We start from the raw sequence: 16,676 nt of genomic DNA, 5'->3' as shown, positions 1-16,676 counted from the left end.
GCTGTCCAGCTTACTGCGCGATCACGGTGGCGGCGCGGATGCTCGACACCGGAAGCGTGCGCTCGACGTCTGCCGCACGATCCCGTCCGCGCAGGCGTCCGCCGCCGAGCCCGGTCGCCTCGAGGATCAGCTCCCTCGTAGACCCGTCCGGCATGCCCACGCTGACACGCAGCACTGCCTTCGCGCGCACGGCGGCTTCGAGCTCGCGGTCCAGCCACGCGGCATCCGCATCGGGGCCCTGATGCGATCGGAGGGCGGCGATGAGCGGCGCGTAGTCGGCCGCGCTCTCGGGGGCTGCCTCGATGACGGGATTGCGCTCGCCGGTGATCGCGGTGCCGTCCTCGGCGACGAGCGTCGCCGGATAGCGCGCATCCGTCAGTGCCCAGTACACGGTGTCGCGTCCGACCCGCGTCGAGAGCGCGGCCACGTGCTTCGTCAGAGCGAGCGGACGCAACCCCTGGTCGACCGCCATAGCCTCGATCAGATGCGGGTCGCTGCTCTCGATGCGGGTGCGTCCGGTCTCGGAATCGGTGGAGACCCGAACCAGTCCGTGTCGCTGCGACGTCTGAGTGACGAGGTACCGCAGCGGCTGGGGAATGCCGGTGAGCGACAGAGACTCGAGGAACTCGAGGATGGACTCCTCGCTCTCTCCGGCGACGAGAGCATGGGCGATCGACTCGGGAGTGAAGCGGTAGGTGGAGGCCTGCGCCGCGGATTCGCGGGCGGCGATCGTGCGCAGCCGGACATCGAGTGCGGGAGCGAGCGGGCCGGGGGAGATCGCGCTCAGGTCGTTCTGCAGGAAGATCCGATCGACCTCGCTCGGAAGAAGGCCGGAGAGCGGCGCGGAGTCGATGGTCCCGCCCTGCCGGAGCGACGCCGCCCATGCGGGCTCGCCGCCGTCATCGGTGAGCAGGCCGAGCAGGCGAGCCCGCTCGAGAAGAGCTTCGCTGCGTTCGGGCCAGGCCGGATCCCACGGGTGCGCCTGCGACCAGGCGGTCATGGGGAGCCAGCCTTCATGGTCCGCGCGCACTCCTCGGGGAAGCGCGTCACGGAATCCGGACACGAGAGCGCTCCATCGATCCGCCACTGATGACCTCAGCCACTCCTCTGCACGTGCCGTCGTTCGCAGACGCCGGCCGTCTGGCGCGACCAGATCGGAGTCCGCGGCGATGGCGATGAGGGCATCGACGGATTCAGCCGCGACTCCGGATTCAGCCAGCAGCCGCTTCTCGCCGGCGCTGACAGCGCCACCGGTGAGCAGCGCGAATGGCTTCTCGCGTGCGAGGAGCAGCAGGTCGGCGAGCGCCGCCACGGTCGTGAACGCGCGCTCAGCCGCGTGAGCCGTGTCGGCCTCGTTCGCCGCCCGCGGCGGGGAGACATCGAGTGGAGTCGGCGCAGCACGGTCGGCGAGAGCCGCGATCACAGGAGGGAAGGGTGCGCCGTCGGGCCGGAGAAGCGCGAGGCTCTCGAGAGTCGCGCGCTGCGGCATCGTCTCGGTGGAGGGGTCGACAGCAGCAGCGACCAGCCCCGTCGCCTCGTCGTGCGTGAGCGAGGGGAGGACGCGGGCGAGGGAACCGGGGTCGAGCAGCGCCTCAGCCGCGTCGAAGAAGTCGTTCCACCCGGCATCCGGGCGCACGCGCCGAGCCGAGAAGAGCGAGGCCAGCTGCTCGTCGCTCGCCTCAGACAGCCATTCGGCCAGCGGTCGGGCGTGCGTGCTCATGCCGGATGCCTCAGGGCCGCGATGCCGCGCGCCCCTTGCGGATGAAGCTCATGATCAGCAGCGCGATGATCATCACGAAGGCCACGGGCAGGCCCCAGTAGGGGATCGCAGCGATGAAAGGCCAGACGCCCGCACCGAAATCCGCCTGCTCCATGCCCACGGCGGTGCCGATGATGATCGCGAAGAAGCAGATGATGGATGCCGCGGCGAGTCCGAGTGCCGAGAACGCCAGGATGCGATCGATACGGCGAACGGGAACCTCAGGTTCGGGACTCTTGGTACTCATCGCTCACAGCCTACTCGCTGCGGCGCCCCGTGGTTCCGCACCCTGACCTACGGATTCCCCGGCCTGTGACCGGTAGGCTGGAGGTGAGCGCACACGTGCGTCCGATCCAGCTCCACACCGACTCAGCGAGGTTTCTCCCATGCCCACCGGCAAGGTCAGGTTCTACGACGAAGACAAGGGTTTCGGCTTCATCGCCGCAGATGACGGCCAGGACGTCTTCCTGCACGCCTCAGCCATGCCCGCAGGCGCGGCGGTGAAGGCGGGTGCGCGTGTGGAGTTCGGTGTCGCCGACGGCAAGCGCGGCCTGCAGGCACTCTCGGTCCGCGTGCTCGATGCGCCCCCGAGCCTCGCGAAGGCGAAGCGCAAGCCCGCCGACGACATGGCGATCATCGTCGAGGACCTCGTGAAGCTCCTCGACGGCATGGGCGGCGACCTTCGTCGCGGCCGTTATCCCTCGTCCGCTCAGGGCCACAAGATCGCGGCAGTCCTGCGCAAGGTAGCCGATGACCTCGAAGCCTGAAGTCGATCAGCGTCTGATCGACGCCCACGATCTCGCGCTCGCCGCGCTGCACGAGATCACGCCGGCGTCGACCGTCGGCCCCGCTGCCGACTACCTCCCCGAGGAGGACGGGTCGGTGTCGCTGCGCTTCGAGAACCGCCTCCCCGGATATCCGGGGTGGTTCTGGACCGTCACGGTCGCTCGCGTCGACGACGAGGAGCCGACCGTGCTCGAGGTCGAGCTGCTGCCCGGCGACGGCGCGCTTCTCGCCCCCGAGTGGATTCCGTGGGCCGAGCGTCTCGCCGAGTACCGCGCGCATCAGGTGGAGCTCGCCGAGCAGGCCGCCGCGGCGGCCGCTGACGGTGCGGTCGCGGGCGATGCCGATGACGCGGAGTCCGACGAGGATGACGAACTCGACGAGGAACTCGAAGAGGACGAGGATCTCGACGACGACGACGACGACGATGATGATGATGATGACGACGAGCTCGATGATGAGGACCTCGCCGCGGAGCCGCGCGTGCTGCATGCGGGCGACCTCGACGGCGTCGACATCGACGAGCTCGACGACTCCGTCGTCGACGACGCGGACGAGGATTCCGAGGACGACGACTCCGACCAGGACGACTCCGACGACTCCGACGATGACGACGACTCCGACGACGAGGAATGACTCGCGAGCGATAGCGACGTGAAACAGAAGAGGGGCCGCGTGAGAACGCGGCCCCTCTTCTCGTTGACGTCCCGGTGTGTCAGGAGCCGGTGTTCGCGAGCACGTAGTCGAGCGCACGCGTCAGCTGGCGGACGTCCTCGGGCTCGATCGAGACGAAGGTCGCGACGCGGAGCTGGTTGCGGCCGAGCTTGCGGTAGGGCTCCGTGTCGACGATGCCGTTGGCGCGCAGGGTCTTGGCGACGGCTGCGGCGTCGACGCTGTCATCGAAGTCGATCGTGACGACGACGGGGGAGCGGTGCGCGGCATCCGTCACGAACGGGGTGGCGACGGCGGACGCCGCAGCCCAGTCGTAGAGGATGCCGGAGGACTCCGCCGTGCGAGCTCCCGCCCAGGCGAGGCCGCCGTTCGACAGAATCCAGCTGAGCTGGCTGTCGAGCAGGTGGAGGGTCGTGAGCGCCGGTGTGTTCAGAGTCTGGTTGAGACGCGAATTGTCGACGGCGTTCTTCAGGCTGAGGAACTCGGGGATGTACCGGTCGGAGGCGGCGATGCGCTCGATCCGGTCGATCGCGGCGGGTGACACAGCCGCGAACCAGAGGCCTCCGTCGGATCCGAGGTTCTTCTGGGGCGCGAAGTAGTAGACGTCGGCCTGCGCGGCGTCGAAGTCGATGCCGCCTGCGGCGCTGGTCGCGTCGATGACGGTCAGCGCGCCATCGGCGGCGACGCGCTCGACGGGGGCCGCGACACCGGTGGACGTCTCATTGTGCGGCCAGGCGTAGACGTCGACGCCGTCGACGATCTCGGCCGCGGTGCGCGAGCCCGGCTCGGACTTGCGCACGTCGGGTGCCTCGAGCCACGGAGCGGCGGCAGCGGCCGCGAACTTGCCGCCGAACTCGCCGAACACGAGGTTCTGGCTGCGTCGTTCGATCAGCCCGAATGCCGCGGCATCCCAGAACGCCGTCGATCCGCCGTTGCCGACGATGATCTCGTAGCCCTCGGGAAGGCGGAAGAGGGCGGCCAGCTGCTCGCGGACGCTGCCGACCAGGTTCTTGACCGGCGCCTGCCGGTGCGAGGTGCCGAGCAGAGTCGGCCCTGCGGCGAGCAGCGCATCGAGCTGCTCGGTGCGCACCTTCGAGGGACCGCAGCCGAAGCGGCCGTCAGCGGGCAGGAGGTCACGGGGAATCTCGATCGCCATGCGTCGATTCTACGGCGTGACCCTCCGGTCGCTTCACCGCGTGACGCCCTGATGTCCGCGCGGGAATGTAGGCTTGCCTAAGAAGACCCGGAGGGCCACATGACGGACTTGATCGACACCACGGAGATGTATCTCCGCACCATCCTCGAACTCGAGGAGGAGAACATCGTGCCGCTGCGCGCACGCATCTCCGAGCGCCTCGGTCACTCGGGTCCCACGGTCTCGCAGACCGTCGGCCGCATGGAGCGCGACGGTCTCGTGGTCGTCTCCGAAGACCGCACACTCGAGCTGACCGGCGCCGGTCGCAGCAAGGCGGTGAACGTCATGCGCAAGCACCGTCTGGCCGAGCGCCTGCTCTCCGACGTGATCGGACTGGACTGGGCGTACGTGCACGAAGAGGCCTGCCGCTGGGAGCACGTCATGAGCGAGCAGGTCGAACGTCGGCTCGTCGAGCTGCTCGGCCACCCGACCGAGTCGCCGTACGGCAACCCGATCCCCGGTCTCGATCAGCTGGGTGACACCCCCGCTCGCACGTTCGACGAGGGCGTCATCGGCCTCGTGCAGAAGCTGAACGCCGCCGGAGCTCCGATCGACGGCACCGTTCGCCGCCTCGCCGAGCCTGCTCAGGTCGACCCCGAACTTCTCGAACAGCTTCGTGACGCAGGGGTCGTGCCCGGCGCGAAGGGCGACTACCGCTTCAACGAGGGCTACGTGCTGATCCAGATGGAGGGCAAGGAAGACGGGCTCGAGCTTCCCGTCGAACTCGCCTCGCACATCTTCCTCGTCGGCGAGCCCGCCTGACCTGGGGCTGGATTCAAGGGTGAATCGACCCCGAGATCCGCGTGATTCCGCCTCTCCGCGGATTGCCAGGTTCACAGGGTGACAGGATCGTTATCTTCCGGTAACCTCGGACAGGTCGTCGAAGAAGCCCGCTGACGACACCCGAGAGGATTCGCCTTCCAGGCTCGTCGCCCTCCCGGTCAGACCGCACAACGTACCCGAGCTACATGGTGCCCCGAGAGCAGAGTGCCGACGAGCCAGCGCTACCCGAGCGTGCAGGCGCAGGAGGATCAGGTTTTGGCAAAAGACATCGAATCGCCCGCGAAGACAACTGAAGATCGAGCAGTCGCCCGCCGCTCCCGCGGCAGGGTCGACGCACGCAAGGTCGTGAAGCCCCTGCGTTCGGTCGCCATCTTCGGGGCCGTCGGTGCTCTCGTCGCCGCCGTCGCTCTTCCTGCATACGCCGCGACGAAGCCCTCCGAGGCGACCGCTACCGTCCAGCAGCTCGCTGCCGTCGACGCCCAGTCGCTCGTCGTCGCTTCCGATGCGACTGCCGCTTCGCTCAGCCGTGGCACGTTCACCGCCACCACCCCCGACGAGATCGAGAAGAAGAAGGCAGAAGAGGCCGCCGCCGCGCGTGCCGCCGCTGCCGCCTCCGCCACGACGGCATCGTCCAGCAGCTTCAACATCGGCAACTACGCGCTCGTCTCGCCCGGTTCGGGCGAGGTTCGCTACCCGCTGCCTCAGGGTTCGTACAGCGTCAGCCGCACCGTCGGCGGAGCACACCAGGGCGCTGACATGCTGGCCCCGGCCGGAACTCCGATCTACGCGGCAGCCGCGGGTGTCGTCCGTGCTTCGGCCGAGAGCATCGGCGGATACGGCGTGTGCGTCATGCTCGACAGCGTCGTGGGTGGCCAGCGCGTGCAGACCACCTACGGTCACATGATCTACGGCTCGCGTCAGGTCCAGGCCGGCGAGACCGTCGCCGCAGGCCAGCTCATCGGCTTCGTCGGCAGCACCGGACGCTCGACCGCGAACCACCTCCACTTCGAGGTGCACGTCAACGGCGGGCTCATGGAGCCGATCGCCTGGCTCGCCGCCAACGCCGGCTGAGCCCTCCTCCTCCTGCTACTCCTTTTTCGGACACGCCTTCGGGCGTTCATCCGCTGTTTGGCCTTCGCGCGCTCCTGATGGGTTAGCCTGAACCCGTTGTCGCATAGTCGGGAGAAGCTGATGGAGCGAATACCGAACATCCGAACCATGGATGCCCTCGGTCGTCACGTCCTTCTGCATCGTCCGCAGGGAAGCCACGGTCTCGCCGTGCGCATGAGGCGCTGTCTGTAGACAGCGCCTTTTTTGCATCCCCGCGAACGCTTCCGTCCTGTGCGGCTTCGTGTGAGTCGAGAGTGCCGGGAAGCCGTCCCGGCGGATCGAGAGGATGACGATGCGCACACTTGTACTGAACGCAGGATACGAACCGCTCGCGATCGTGTCGTTCAAGAGAGCCCTGGTCCTGGTCATGAATGACAAGGCGACCGTGGTCGAACACATCGAGGACGACCCTGTCTGGGGCAGCCACGGAGTCTACGATCGCCCCGCCGTCATCGTCCTCTCACGCTACGTCCGCATTCCGATCAGTCGACGGGTGCCTGTGACCCGGCGGGGAGTCCTGCGTCGCGACAACCATCGCTGCGGATACTGCGGGAAAGCCGCCTCGACCATCGACCACGTGATGCCGCGTTCACGCGGGGGAGCGGACTCCTGGGAGAACCTGGTCGCCTGCTGCCTGCGCTGCAACAACACCAAGAGCGACCGCACGCCGCAGGAGATGCGGTGGGAGCTGCGATTCGCGCCGCGTCCGCCGCACGGCACCGCCTGGACGGTCCGCGGCATCGAGCGCAGCGATCCTCGGTGGGAGCCGTACCTGGCACTCGCCGCGTGAGCGGGGAGCGAGGCTTCCTCTAGAATGGAACCCTCGCCCCCGTAGCTCAGCAGGATAGAGCAGCCCTCTCCTAAAGGGCAGGTCGCTGGTTCGAATCCAGTCGAGGGCACCCCATCAGTCGCGACCGCGACGCCACAGCTTCGACGGCCACCAGATGACTCGACCCAGGTCGTAGGCGAGCGCCGGCACGAGCAGCGAGCGCACCACGAACGTGTCGAGCAGCACGCCGAACGCGACGATGAACGCGAGCTGCACGAGGAACAGGATCGGGATCACCGAGAGCGCCGCGAAGGTCGCCGCGAGCACCAGTCCGGCCGACGTGATGACGCCTCCCGTGATCGACAGACCTCGGAGCACGCCCTCGCGGGTTCCGTGCTCGAGCGATTCCTCCCGCACCCTGGTCATCAGGAAGATGTTGTAGTCGATGCCCAGTGCCACCAGGAACACGAACCCGTAGAGCGGAACCGCGGGGTCGGCGCCCGGGAAGTCGAACACGCCGTTGAAGACCAGCGCCGAGACGCCCATCGCGGTGCCGAACGACAGTACGGTCGTGAGGATCAGCAGCACCGGTGCGAGGACCGAGCGCAGCAGCAGCATGAGGATGAGCATGATCACGACGAGGATCACGGGGATGATCAGGTTGCGGTCATGGATCGAGGCGTCGTTCGTATCGATCGCCGTGGCCGTGACTCCACCGACGAGAGCGTCGAGGTCGCCGAGCTGGGTGCGCAGGTCGCGAACGGTCGCGGCTGCGGCATCGGAGTCTGCGGCATCCGTCAGCGTTCCCTGCAGCAGCACGTCGCCGTCTACGACGGTGGGCTCGGGGGCAGCTGTTCCGGGAGGGCCGACCGCTTCCAGTCCGTCCGCGGTGACCGTCGCCGAACCGCTCGGCGAATCGGCTGCCGTGACCGTCACCCCGTCGATTCCGTCGTCGGCGAGGAGCACGTCGGCCGCGTCCTGCAGCTCGTCCTCCGCGACCACTACGTACACCGGGCTGCCGGAGCCGCCCGGGAAGTGCTCGCCGAGCGCGACCTGACCGTCACGGGCCTCGGATGCGCCGAGCACCAGATCGGACTGCGGTACGCCGACGGCGTTGAGCTGCAGTGCACCCGCGGCGCCCGCGAGCAGCACGAGCGTCGTGGCGACCCAGATCAGGCGAGGGCGCTTCGTGATCAGTTGAGCCAGTCGCGCCCACAGGCCGGTCTTGCGCATGCCGTGCTCTTCGGCCACGACCTCCGGCTCGAACTTCGGGCGCCGGGGCCAGAAGACCGCGCGTCCGAAGAGCAGCAGCAGCGCCGGCAACAGGGTGAGAGCGGCGAGCATCGCGAACACGATTCCGATCGCTGCCACCGGGCCGAGCGTGCTGTTCGACTTGAGGTCGCTGAGCAGCAGGCACAGGAGCCCTGCGATCACGGTTCCACCAGAAGCCACGATCGGCTCGAACGAGCCCTTCCAGGCGGCCAGCACGGCAGTGCCCTTGTCCTGGGCGACGCGCAGCTCTTCTCGGAACCTCGCGACGAACAGCAGGGCGTAGTCGGTCGCGGCTCCGATCACCAGGATGAACAGGATGCCCTGCGTCTGGCCGCTGAGCAGCAGCACCTCGAATTTGGCCAGCCACCACACGACCAGCAGCGCCACGCACAGGGCGAACAGGCTGGTCGAGAGCACGACGATGGGCAGCAGGAGCGAACGGTAGACCAGCACGAGGATGACGAGGACGGCCAGGAGGGCGACGCCGAGCAGCAGGCCGTCGATACCGGCGAAGCCGGCGACGAGGTCGGCGCTGAAGCCTGCCGGTCCCGTGATGTACACGGTGACGCCATCGGGGGAGGCGCTTCGGAGCTGCGCCCCCAGCGCTTCGATCGCGTCCGCGAGTTCGGCGTCGCCCTCGATCGGGATGAACGCCTGGATCGCCTTGCCGTCCTCCGAGGTGAGGGCGGGCGACACGTCCTCGCTCACACCTTCCACGGTGGGGGCGTCTGCCACGGCATCCGAGATGGTGTCGACGTCGGACTCCGAGAGCTCGTCGTCGGACACGAAGACGGCGATGGCCGGGATCGCGTCGCTGTCGTTGAACTCCCCGAGGAGCTCCTGCACCTGGGTCGCGTCGGCAGACTCCGGCAGGTAGCTGGTCTGGTCGTTAGAGGACACCTCGTCGACCTTGCCGAAGAGAGGTCCGCCGAGACCAGCACCCACCAACCATAAGAGGATCAGGACCACGGGGATGAGGACGCGGACCCAGGAGTGTCGACGCGTGCGTTCGCGGGTCGGCGGAATGGGCGCGTGCTCGGGGCTGGACATCAGGTTCCTCTCGGGGCGTGCAGGTGGGGATTCAAGCTGGTGATCAGGAGATCCAGGCGAGGATGAGGATCATCGTCGCGAGGAAGCCGGCGAAGTAGTTGAGTGCGATGAAGCGTCGCCATGCGCGGTTCGTGCCGCCCGACGTCTCATCGGTGACGTTCCACCAGGGGGCGGCGTTCACGATGTAGGGCACCGCGAGCAGGGCGCCCAGCGGCCCCGGCCAGGTGGTGAACAGCATGGCCGCCCCGGCGAGGGTCCACAGAGCGATCGACAGGCGCACCGTGGATCGTGCGCCGATGACCGTGGCGATCGAGCCGATGCCGCCCTCGCGGTCGGGGCCGATGTCCTGCACCGCGCCGAACGCGTGTGCGGCCATGCCCCACAGGAAGAAGGCGACGAGGACGATGACCGCGGTGGGGGTGACGGTCCCGGTCGCGAGAGTGAGGCCGACGATCGCCGGGGTCACGAAATGCAGGCTCGAGGTCGTCGAGTCCAGGAAGGGGCGCTCCTTGAACCGAAGCCCGGGCGCCGAGTACGCGATCACGGCGAACACGCTGATCGCCAGCCAGACCCACGACGCCGGGTTGCCGACGACGACGAGGTAGACGAGGAACGGGATGTTCGTCGCCGCAGCGGCCCACAGGGTGGCTCGGTGGATGCGGGGGGAGAGGAGTGCGCCCTCGATGCCGCCCTTGCGCGGGTTGGCGAGGTCGGAGGCGTAGTCGAAGACGTCGTTGATCCCGTACATCGCGAGGTTGTACGGAACGAGGAAGTAGAGGGTGCCGATGATCAGCGTGAGATCGATCTCGCGTGTGCTGAGCAGGTAGGCGGCCGCGAAGGGGAAGGCCGTGTTGATCCAGCTGATGGGACGCGACGACAGGACGATCTGAGCGAAGTCCCGGCCGACGGATCCGCGGGCGGGCGCGGTCATGAGGCATCCTCCGCGTCGGATCGACGGTCGACCTGCGAGCGGCGGCGGGTGCGGAGCGCTGCCCACAGGGCTGGCAGCAGAATCGCGCCGGCGATCGGGTAGGCGAAGTCCTCGAGCGGGGCGAGACCGATGTGCACGCCGAGCAGGTGCTCGGGGGAGTAGTGGAAGAGTCCTGTCGCGATCATCACGGTGTCGAAGACGGCGGTGAGGATGACGAGCACCACGAGTGTCACCGCGACCGCGCCCGCATGGGCGCGATGCCGACCGACGAGGATCGAGAGCACGATCGCCGCCACGATCGCCGCGCCGACGAACCACGCCGAGAGCTGCAGGTAAGTCATGAGCGCTCCTCCACGGTGGAGCGGCGGCGGATGCTCGACAGGATGCGCACTGCGCCCGTGTAGACGACCATGGTGCACACGACGAGGAAGAGCAGGAACACCGGTTCCTCGATCGGCAGCTCGGGGGCGAGCACGATACCCGTCGCCACTGCGGCCTCACCGCGGAAGAAGATCCCCCCGGCGATCCCGGCGACATCCCAGATCAGGAAGAAGGCGAGTCCCGTCACCGTCACGACGGATGCCGAGACGGCATCGCGCCAGAAGAAGAGCCGGAAGCGCCGGTCGAGCAGCAGCATGCAGCCGAGGGTCACGAGGAGGAGCGCCAGATAGACGAACCCCATCACGCGGTTCCGCTCTTCGCGGGGGTGAAGGTCGCGGCGTCGAGGGGCCCGGACGAGTGATCGCCGCGGATCCGCTTGAGCACGATCTCGGCGCTGATGAGACACATGGGCACACCGACACCCGGCGCGGTGGTCGCGCCCGCGTAGTAGAGACCCGAGACCCGGCGCGAGGCGTTCTGAGCACGGAACATCGCGCTCTGCGACAGGATGTGCGCGGGGCCCAGCATGCCGCCCCGCCACGAGTTGTAGTCGTCGCGGAAGTCCGCGGGGCCCTTCGTCTCGCGGACGACGATGCGGTCGCGGAGGTCGGGGATGCCCGCCCAGTGCGAGATCTGGTCGATCGCGTCATCCGCCGCCTGCTCGATCCGGGCAGAGCCCGCGCCGTCGGATCCGCCGCCGCCGAGCCCGGTGTCGGCGGGGACGGGGACCAGCACGAAGAGGTTCTCATGCCCCTCCGGCGCGACAGTGTCATCGGTCGCGCTCGGGCGGCAGACGTAGGTCGACGCAGGCGAGGGGATCATGGGGCGATCGCTGAAGATCGCGTCGAAGTTGGCATCCCAGTCCTCGGTGAAGAACAGGGAGTGGTGGGGGAGCTCAGGGAGGGAGCCGCGGATGCCGAGCATCACGAGCACGGCACCGGGTCCGCTCGTGCGTCGCTGCCACCACGAGTCGGGGTAGGTGCGCAGGTGCGGCGGGAGCAGTGCCGTCTCGGTGTGGTGCAGGTCGGCGCCGGAGACCACGATGTCGGCGTCCGCGCGGTGCGCGGCTCCGTCGGCATCACGCCACTCCACGCCCGTCACGGTCGGCGTGCCGGAGCGGATGCCGGTGCTGATCGCGGTGACATCGGCATCCAGCACGATCCGTGCGCCCGCGCCCTCCGCCAGCTCGGCGAGGCGCTCGACGACCCGCCAGAAGCCGCCCTGTGGGTAGCTGACGCCCTCGTCGAGATCGAGCGCGCTCATGAGGTGGTACATCGCGGGCGCCGTGCGCGGGTCGGTGCCGAGGAAGACGGCCGGGTATCCCAGCAGCTGCCGGATCACAGGATCGCGGAAACGCCGGGCGGCGAAGGACTGCAGGCGTGTGCCGAGCAGTGTGAACAGTCGGGGGAGGGCTCGCAGCACCTCGGGGGTCATGAGCCCGCGCAACCGGGTGAAAGGGTTGTAGAGGAAGTACCGCTCGGCCATGACGCGTGCGTCGTGCGCCGAGTCGAGGTACGCGTCCAGAGCCTTCGCGGCGCCGGGCTCACGCGACTCGAACAGGCGCGACACCTCCGCGCGCCCCGAGGGCACGGTGACGGACGCTGCGGGGCGGCCTTCGGCATCCGGCGCCTGGAAGACGCGGTACCCGGGGTCGAGGCGCGTCAGGTCGAGCTGCTCCTCGGTCGTGGTGCCCATCATCGCGAAGAAGTGGTCGAAGACCTCGGGCATCAGGTACCACGACGGCCCGGAGTCGAACCGGAAGCCGTCGCGTTCGATGGTGCCCGCGCGCCCTCCGACCCTGCTGTTCTTCTCGTAGACGGTCACGTCGTGGCCGTCTCTGGCGAGAAGTCCGGCGACAGCGAGTCCGGCGACACCGGCGCCGATCACGGCCACCCGGCTCATCGGTCCCGCCCCACAGCCGTCACCAGCACCGATCGTGCGGCGAGCAGGGCCTTGATGGGGTCGGGCACGCGAACCCTCCGCTCGTACAGGGTGGCCGCGGGCGTCGTCGCCACGCGTCGGGTCAGCGATTCGAAGAGGGCTTGCGCGCTGCGCACGGCCGCGCGCGCGTCCTTCGGCAGAAGAGGGATGGAGCGCCGGGCATCGTCGAGCTGGGTCGAGATCGTGCGCACCCACGCATCTCGGTCTGCATCGCCGAGGCGGCCCGATTCTCCGAGATATCCGCGTTGCAGCCGATCGGTGTCGTCGGCGAGATCGCGGAGGAAGTTGACGTTCTGAAAGGCCGCGCCGAGCTGGCGGGCTCCGTGCTCGAGGATCTCGTGCTCCTTGTCGGTGCGGGTCTCATCTCGGAGGAACACCCGGAGGCACATCAGCCCCACCACTTCGGCGGAGCCGTAGACATAGCGTTCGTGCGCCTCGGCGTCGTAGGCGGTGAAACCCGTGGCATCCGCGATGTCGGCGCCCATGGAGTCGAAGAACGGCTGGGTGAGGTCCTCGCCGATGCCGCACTCCCTCGCGGTCCGCGCGAACGCGTGCAGCACGAGGTCGGTGCTGTAGCCGGCGCGCATCGAACGATGGGTCTCGGCGACATACGAGGCGAGTGCCTCAGTCTGCGCCGAGGCGTCGAGACCCGCCTGAGCGGCCACGCCGTCGACGATCTCGTCGGCGATGCGGACCATCGCGTAGATGTTGCGCACGTGCTGCCGGTGCCGCTGCCCGAGCAGGCGGGTCGCGAGCCCGAACGAGGTCGAGTATGCGCGGATCACCTCGGTGGAGGCGGTGTCGGCTGCCCGACTGAAGCGCCCCAGACTCCCGTCCGACGCGTCGCTCGGCGGCAGGGTCATGACTGTCGGCCCTCGAGTCGGGACGCGGAGACCAGGATCGAACGCGCGGCATCCGCGCTGATCTCGCCGGCCAGCTCCGCCTGTGCGAGCAGTGCGTAGACGGCATCCAACTGGTCGCCGATCAGGCCGACGACGAATCGCTCGGCGCCGCATTCGCGAAGCACTTCGCGGATCTCCGAGGCATCGTGCAGGCTCAGGTCAGCCGACCCGAAGCGCCGCTCGACGCGGGGCCAGGCACTGGTCGACCTGGCGAACGCGATGATCGCTGTCTCCTTGCCCTCGCGCAGGTCGGAGAAGGCGTCCTTGCCGTGTGTGCGGTGGTCGCCGAATACACAGAGGAGGTCGTCCTGCAGCTGATACGCCAAGCCCAGGTGGCGTCCGACCACCTGCAGCGTCTCCTCCGCCGACACCGAGGATCCAGCCAGCAGCGCGGCCGCCTGCAGCGGGAGGGAGAACGAGTAGGTCGCCGTCTTGTACACGCTCATGGTGAGCACCGTGTCGACATCCGAGGCGATGATGCCGTGACTCAGGGCGACATCGGTGTGCTCGCCGGCGACGGTCTCGAGGATCGTCCGCTCGACCAGATCGAGGAGACGCCCTCGAGCGTGCGCGGGCACATCCGCACGGGCGAAGCCCATGATGGCCGCCGAGAGCAGCAGGTCGCCCATCAGGATCGCGCTGGATCTGGCCCAGTGCAGCGAGTCCTCCTCGGTCGACCCCGGGCTGGCCGCAGCGAGCTCGCCGATCAGATTGGGCCGTTTGCGCCGGGTCAGGTCTCCGTCGATCACGTCGTCGTGGAGGAGGAAGGCGTAGTGCAGCAGCTCGATGTGCGTGGCGATGTCCACGGCGGCGATGTCAGGCTCGGCGCCCGCGTCGGCCACGAGGGCTCGGTGGATGTCGAGAAGCAATCGCGGGCGCACGAGCTTGCCTCCGAGAGCATGGTCCGCCGTCGCCCGCCAGAGCGCGGCGAACTCCGCGCCGTACGTCTCCGCGTTCTCGCAGTGCAGTGCGAAGCGCTGGCGCAGCACTTCTTCGACCCGGGTGCTCATCTCTTCTCGGATCGCTGTGGATGCCACGGTCATACCGCCCCGAGCTCGCGCAGCCGAGGAAGCTGCTCCACCAGCCAGGGGCTGAAGGCGAAGGGGGCGGCAGTGACGGCGTCGGCGAATTCGGCCGGGTCGACCCAGACCCACTCGGACACCTCGTCGGGGTCGGGGGAGAGCGGTCCGTCCGCGACGGCGATGTGCACCGGGCAGATCTCGTTCTCGACGATCCCGCTCGCATCCACGGCGCGGTAGCGGTAGTCGGGGATCGCGAGCGAGACGTCCGTGATGCGGAGGCCGAGCTCGTCGAGCGCGCGGCGATGGACGGCGTCGGTCATGTCCTCGCCGGGGCGAGGATGGCCGCAGAAGCTGTTCGTCCAGACGCCCGGCCACGTGCGCTTCGCGAGCGCCCGACGCGTCACCAGCAGAAGACCGTCTCTGTTGAGCACGTGGCAGGAGAAGGCCAGGTGCAGGGGAGTGTCCGTCGTGTGCACCGCGTCTTTCGCGATCACGCCGATCGCGACGCCATCCGGGGAAAGGAGGGTGACCTCATCCAACGGGAACCTCCTCGATTTCGCTAGCTTAGCTAATAATCAACATAACATGAATCCAATGGTGTGTAGCATGATGGCATGGACAACGGATCTGACGCCAGTCCCCGGGGGAACGGGGCGTCGGACGTGCTCCCGTATCGGGGCTCCCACTCTCCTGACGGCCTCGCCCATTCGGCGATCTACGACGTCGAATCGAGCGATCCGCGCAGCGTGCTGATCGATCGATCAGGTGTCGCGGAAGAAGATCTGCGTCAGATAGCTCTGGTGATGGGTGCGTTGGGCGACCTGAGGGATGCCGAGCAGAAGCTGTCGCTCGCGTCGAGACGCTACATGCAGCTCAACGAGACAGACATGCGCGCGCTGCACTATCTGATCGTGTGCGCGAACAAAGGCGCGACCGCGACCCCCGGTGGCATCGCCACACACCTCGGCATCTCGACGGCGTCGACCACCAAGCTCCTCGACCGTCTCGAGAAGGGCGGGCACATCCGTCGTGCGCCGCATCCGACAGATCGACGCGCGCTCGCTATCACGATCACGCCGGAGACGCGCCAGGCGGCGATGGAGACCGTCGGTCGTCAGCAGGCCAAGCGCTTCTATTCGGCGGCCCGGCTCACCCCGGAGGAGCGCGATGTCGTCATCCGATTCCTGTCGGACATGGCACAGGAGATCACGCTCCGGGATGAGCCGTGGGCCCAGGCCGGAGTCGTGGCCTCCGAGTGAGTCAGTGCGCGGCGTTGTACGCCTCGACGACGGGTGCCGGAATGCGGCCCCGCTCAGACAGCGTGTAGCCGTTGTCGTTCGCCCAGGCGCGGATCGCCGCGACCTCGGGATTGCGTCCAGGACGCTTCCTCGGAGCCGCAGAGCGCACAGCGCCCGACGAGCCCGCCCGGCGCCCGGCCGAGATGTAGGGCTCGAATGCCTTGCGCAATTCTTCTGCGTGCGCGGTATTCAGATCTATCTCATACGACGCGCCGTTGAGCGAGAAATGAACCGTCTCGCCTTCGCCGACCTCGAGTACGGATCCGTCGATGTCATCGACCAGCTGGTGCACAATTCTTCTCGCCATGGAAATGACATTACCGTGGCGAGAAGAATTGCGACACGTCATCCGAGCCCGGGTCGCGTATTCATTCGTGTCCGGGGTCGATGAGTTTCAGTCCGACGATGCATCCGACGAGTCCGAGCAGCAGCAGAATTCGCAGCCAGGAGATATCGCTGTCGCCGGTGATCATGGCCCAGACCACGGTGAGGGTCGCGCCGATGCCCACCCAGACGGCATAGGCGGTTCCGGTGGAGATGTCGCGCATCGCGAAAGCGAGCCCGATCATGGAGAGGATCAGCCCGCCGACGAAGATGACGCTCGGCCAGAGTTTGGTGAGTCCATCCGATTTGCCCAGGGCGGTCGCCCAGACGGCTTCGAGGACTCCGGATGCGATCAGCACGATCCACGACATGATGGTCCTTTCGGACCAGTCTTTTCGCTCACCGGGTACTGGTCTGCCTCGTCCGGGGCCGGGGTTCACCGACCAGTATCCATGCTAGCCACCCGGTCTGGGCAGTGACTGTG

General features: G+C 68.0%; 19 protein-coding genes, 1 tRNA gene and 1 riboswitch. Of the genes, 7 read left to right on the top strand and 13 right to left on the bottom strand.

Going from position 1 to position 16,676, the window contains the following annotated elements; all coding sequences use genetic code 11:
- Positions 1–10: 10 nt before the first annotated feature.
- Both RQG77_RS09355 and RQG77_RS09350 read right to left on the bottom strand, forming a co-directional pair.
- Positions 11–1,720, bottom strand: coding sequence for a helicase-associated domain-containing protein (locus tag RQG77_RS09355; RefSeq protein WP_311244484.1), 1,710 nt, complete (start codon positions 1,718–1,720; stop codon positions 11–13).
- A gap of 10 nt (positions 1,721–1,730) precedes the next feature.
- Positions 1,731–2,006 (bottom strand): multidrug ABC transporter ATPase, encoded by a 276-nt coding sequence (locus RQG77_RS09350; protein WP_311244483.1) that lies wholly within the window; start codon positions 2,004–2,006, stop codon positions 1,731–1,733.
- 139 nt (positions 2,007–2,145) lie between these two features.
- Here RQG77_RS09350 and RQG77_RS09345 point away from each other — a divergent pair, with 139 nt between their 5' ends.
- Both RQG77_RS09345 and RQG77_RS09340 read left to right on the top strand, forming a co-directional pair.
- Entirely contained in the window at positions 2,146–2,526 is a 381-nt protein-coding gene (locus RQG77_RS09345; RefSeq protein WP_311244482.1) for a cold shock domain-containing protein, read from the top strand.
- Complete coding sequence (locus tag RQG77_RS09340; RefSeq protein ID WP_311244481.1) at positions 2,510–3,178, top strand: DUF3027 domain-containing protein; 669 nt, start codon at positions 2,510–2,512, stop codon at positions 3,176–3,178. Before RQG77_RS09345 ends, RQG77_RS09340 begins: the two co-directional genes overlap by 17 nt.
- Before the next feature lie 79 nt (positions 3,179–3,257).
- Here the strand turns inward: RQG77_RS09340 and serC are convergent, their stop codons facing one another.
- Positions 3,258–4,370, bottom strand: coding sequence for a phosphoserine transaminase (gene serC, locus RQG77_RS09335; RefSeq protein ID WP_311244480.1), 1,113 nt, complete (start codon positions 4,368–4,370; stop codon positions 3,258–3,260).
- A gap of 99 nt (positions 4,371–4,469) precedes the next feature.
- Here serC and RQG77_RS09330 point away from each other — a divergent pair, with 99 nt between their 5' ends.
- The 4 genes from RQG77_RS09330 to RQG77_RS09315 all read left to right on the top strand — a co-directional run bounded on the left by RQG77_RS09330 (position 4,470) and on the right by RQG77_RS09315 (position 7,201).
- Positions 4,470–5,171, top strand: coding sequence for a metal-dependent transcriptional regulator (locus RQG77_RS09330; RefSeq protein ID WP_311244479.1), 702 nt, complete (start codon positions 4,470–4,472; stop codon positions 5,169–5,171).
- 276 nt (positions 5,172–5,447) lie between these two features.
- The gene (locus tag RQG77_RS09325) at positions 5,448–6,263 is read left to right on the top strand and encodes a M23 family metallopeptidase (protein WP_082488462.1); all 816 of its coding nucleotides are present in this window, start codon (positions 5,448–5,450) and stop codon (positions 6,261–6,263) included.
- A gap of 331 nt (positions 6,264–6,594) precedes the next feature.
- Positions 6,595–7,092 carry an HNH endonuclease gene (locus RQG77_RS09320; RefSeq protein ID WP_056514881.1) on the top strand — a complete coding sequence of 166 codons (498 nt, stop codon included), beginning with the start codon at positions 6,595–6,597 and terminating at the stop codon, positions 7,090–7,092.
- 35 nt (positions 7,093–7,127) lie between these two features.
- A tRNA-Arg gene (locus RQG77_RS09315) sits at positions 7,128–7,201 on the top strand.
- A 5-nt stretch (positions 7,202–7,206) separates the two neighbouring features.
- Here RQG77_RS09315 and RQG77_RS09310 read toward each other — a convergent pair.
- Genes RQG77_RS09310 through idi form a run of 8 tightly spaced genes read right to left on the bottom strand, consistent with a single transcriptional unit; the run spans position 7,207 to position 15,109 of the window.
- Positions 7,207–9,393: an MMPL family transporter gene (locus RQG77_RS09310; protein WP_311244478.1), complete on the bottom strand. Its 2,187-nt coding sequence runs from the start codon at positions 9,391–9,393 to the stop codon at positions 7,207–7,209.
- 43 nt (positions 9,394–9,436) lie between these two features.
- On the bottom strand, positions 9,437–10,324 hold the full coding sequence (locus RQG77_RS09305; RefSeq protein WP_311244477.1) for a prenyltransferase: 888 nt from the start codon (positions 10,322–10,324) through the stop codon (positions 9,437–9,439).
- On the bottom strand, positions 10,321–10,665 hold the full coding sequence (locus RQG77_RS09300; protein WP_311244476.1) for a lycopene cyclase domain-containing protein: 345 nt from the start codon (positions 10,663–10,665) through the stop codon (positions 10,321–10,323). Before RQG77_RS09300 ends, RQG77_RS09305 begins: the two co-directional genes overlap by 4 nt.
- The gene (locus RQG77_RS09295) at positions 10,662–11,006 is read right to left on the bottom strand and encodes a lycopene cyclase domain-containing protein (RefSeq protein ID WP_311244475.1); all 345 of its coding nucleotides are present in this window, start codon (positions 11,004–11,006) and stop codon (positions 10,662–10,664) included. Before RQG77_RS09295 ends, RQG77_RS09300 begins: the two co-directional genes overlap by 4 nt.
- Positions 11,006–12,607 carry a phytoene desaturase family protein gene (gene crtI / locus RQG77_RS09290; protein ID WP_311244474.1) on the bottom strand — a complete coding sequence of 534 codons (1,602 nt, stop codon included), beginning with the start codon at positions 12,605–12,607 and terminating at the stop codon, positions 11,006–11,008. Before crtI ends, RQG77_RS09295 begins: the two co-directional genes overlap by 1 nt.
- Positions 12,604–13,509: a squalene/phytoene synthase family protein gene (locus RQG77_RS09285; RefSeq protein WP_311244473.1), complete on the bottom strand. Its 906-nt coding sequence runs from the start codon at positions 13,507–13,509 to the stop codon at positions 12,604–12,606. The genes crtI and RQG77_RS09285 overlap by 4 nt, the downstream gene beginning before the upstream one ends.
- Entirely contained in the window at positions 13,506–14,558 is a 1,053-nt protein-coding gene (locus tag RQG77_RS09280) for a polyprenyl synthetase family protein (RefSeq protein WP_311244472.1), read from the bottom strand. Before RQG77_RS09280 ends, RQG77_RS09285 begins: the two co-directional genes overlap by 4 nt.
- Positions 14,559–14,587: 29 nt before the next feature.
- Entirely contained in the window at positions 14,588–15,109 is a 522-nt protein-coding gene (gene idi, locus RQG77_RS09275; RefSeq protein ID WP_311244471.1) for an isopentenyl-diphosphate Delta-isomerase, read from the bottom strand.
- A gap of 75 nt (positions 15,110–15,184) precedes the next feature.
- On the opposite strand from idi, the gene RQG77_RS09270 reads away from it, so the two are divergent.
- Positions 15,185–15,829, top strand: a complete 645-nt coding sequence (locus tag RQG77_RS09270) for a MarR family transcriptional regulator (protein WP_311244470.1) — start codon at positions 15,185–15,187, stop codon at positions 15,827–15,829.
- Position 15,830: 1 nt separating this feature from the next.
- Here the strand turns inward: RQG77_RS09270 and RQG77_RS09265 are convergent, their stop codons facing one another.
- Both RQG77_RS09265 and RQG77_RS09260 read right to left on the bottom strand, forming a co-directional pair.
- A complete protein-coding gene (locus RQG77_RS09265; RefSeq protein ID WP_311244469.1) occupies positions 15,831–16,175 on the bottom strand; it encodes an Lsr2 family protein in 345 nt (114 codons plus the stop codon).
- Between the two features lie 61 nt (positions 16,176–16,236).
- Positions 16,237–16,563 (bottom strand): multidrug efflux SMR transporter, encoded by a 327-nt coding sequence (locus tag RQG77_RS09260; RefSeq protein WP_056513710.1) that lies wholly within the window; start codon positions 16,561–16,563, stop codon positions 16,237–16,239.
- A 10-nt stretch (positions 16,564–16,573) separates the two neighbouring features.
- A riboswitch (guanidine-III (ykkC-III) riboswitch) is annotated at positions 16,574–16,641 on the bottom strand.
- Between the last annotated feature and the right edge of the window lie 35 nt (positions 16,642–16,676).

This window comes from Microbacterium sp. WCS2018Hpa-23 (genome assembly GCF_031843845.1).
Classification (GTDB): Bacteria; Actinomycetota; Actinomycetes; order Actinomycetales; family Microbacteriaceae; genus Microbacterium.
The sequence above is the reverse complement of the archived record's forward strand: the minus strand, read 5'-3'. Positions and strand labels throughout refer to the sequence as shown.

Excerpts from the sequence above, each read along its gene's own strand:
- RQG77_RS09305 (WP_311244477.1), bottom strand. The coding sequence starts at position 10,324 with ATGACCGCGCCCGCCCGCGGATCCGTCGGCCGGGACTTCGCTCAGATC.
- RQG77_RS09355 (WP_311244484.1), bottom strand. The coding sequence starts at position 1,720 with ATGAGCACGCACGCCCGACCGCTGGCCGAATGGCTGTCTGAGGCGAGC.
- RQG77_RS09320 (WP_056514881.1), top strand. The coding sequence starts at position 6,595 with ATGCGCACACTTGTACTGAACGCAGGATACGAACCGCTCGCGATCGTG.
- RQG77_RS09340 (WP_311244481.1), top strand. The coding sequence starts at position 2,510 with ATGACCTCGAAGCCTGAAGTCGATCAGCGTCTGATCGACGCCCACGAT.
- RQG77_RS09265 (WP_311244469.1), bottom strand. The coding sequence starts at position 16,175 with ATGGCGAGAAGAATTGTGCACCAGCTGGTCGATGACATCGACGGATCC.
- RQG77_RS09270 (WP_311244470.1), top strand. The coding sequence starts at position 15,185 with ATGGACAACGGATCTGACGCCAGTCCCCGGGGGAACGGGGCGTCGGAC.
- RQG77_RS09280 (WP_311244472.1), bottom strand. The coding sequence starts at position 14,558 with ATGAGCACCCGGGTCGAAGAAGTGCTGCGCCAGCGCTTCGCACTGCAC.
- RQG77_RS09330 (WP_311244479.1), top strand. The coding sequence starts at position 4,470 with ATGACGGACTTGATCGACACCACGGAGATGTATCTCCGCACCATCCTC.
- RQG77_RS09285 (WP_311244473.1), bottom strand. The coding sequence starts at position 13,509 with ATGACCCTGCCGCCGAGCGACGCGTCGGACGGGAGTCTGGGGCGCTTC.
- RQG77_RS09260 (WP_056513710.1), bottom strand. The coding sequence starts at position 16,563 with ATGTCGTGGATCGTGCTGATCGCATCCGGAGTCCTCGAAGCCGTCTGG.
- RQG77_RS09345 (WP_311244482.1), top strand. The coding sequence starts at position 2,146 with ATGCCCACCGGCAAGGTCAGGTTCTACGACGAAGACAAGGGTTTCGGC.
- RQG77_RS09300 (WP_311244476.1), bottom strand. The coding sequence starts at position 10,665 with ATGACTTACCTGCAGCTCTCGGCGTGGTTCGTCGGCGCGGCGATCGTG.
- RQG77_RS09295 (WP_311244475.1), bottom strand. The coding sequence starts at position 11,006 with ATGGGGTTCGTCTATCTGGCGCTCCTCCTCGTGACCCTCGGCTGCATG.
- serC (WP_311244480.1), bottom strand. The coding sequence starts at position 4,370 with ATGGCGATCGAGATTCCCCGTGACCTCCTGCCCGCTGACGGCCGCTTC.
- crtI (WP_311244474.1), bottom strand. The coding sequence starts at position 12,607 with ATGAGCCGGGTGGCCGTGATCGGCGCCGGTGTCGCCGGACTCGCTGTC.
- RQG77_RS09310 (WP_311244478.1), bottom strand. The coding sequence starts at position 9,393 with ATGTCCAGCCCCGAGCACGCGCCCATTCCGCCGACCCGCGAACGCACG.
- RQG77_RS09350 (WP_311244483.1), bottom strand. The coding sequence starts at position 2,006 with ATGAGTACCAAGAGTCCCGAACCTGAGGTTCCCGTTCGCCGTATCGAT.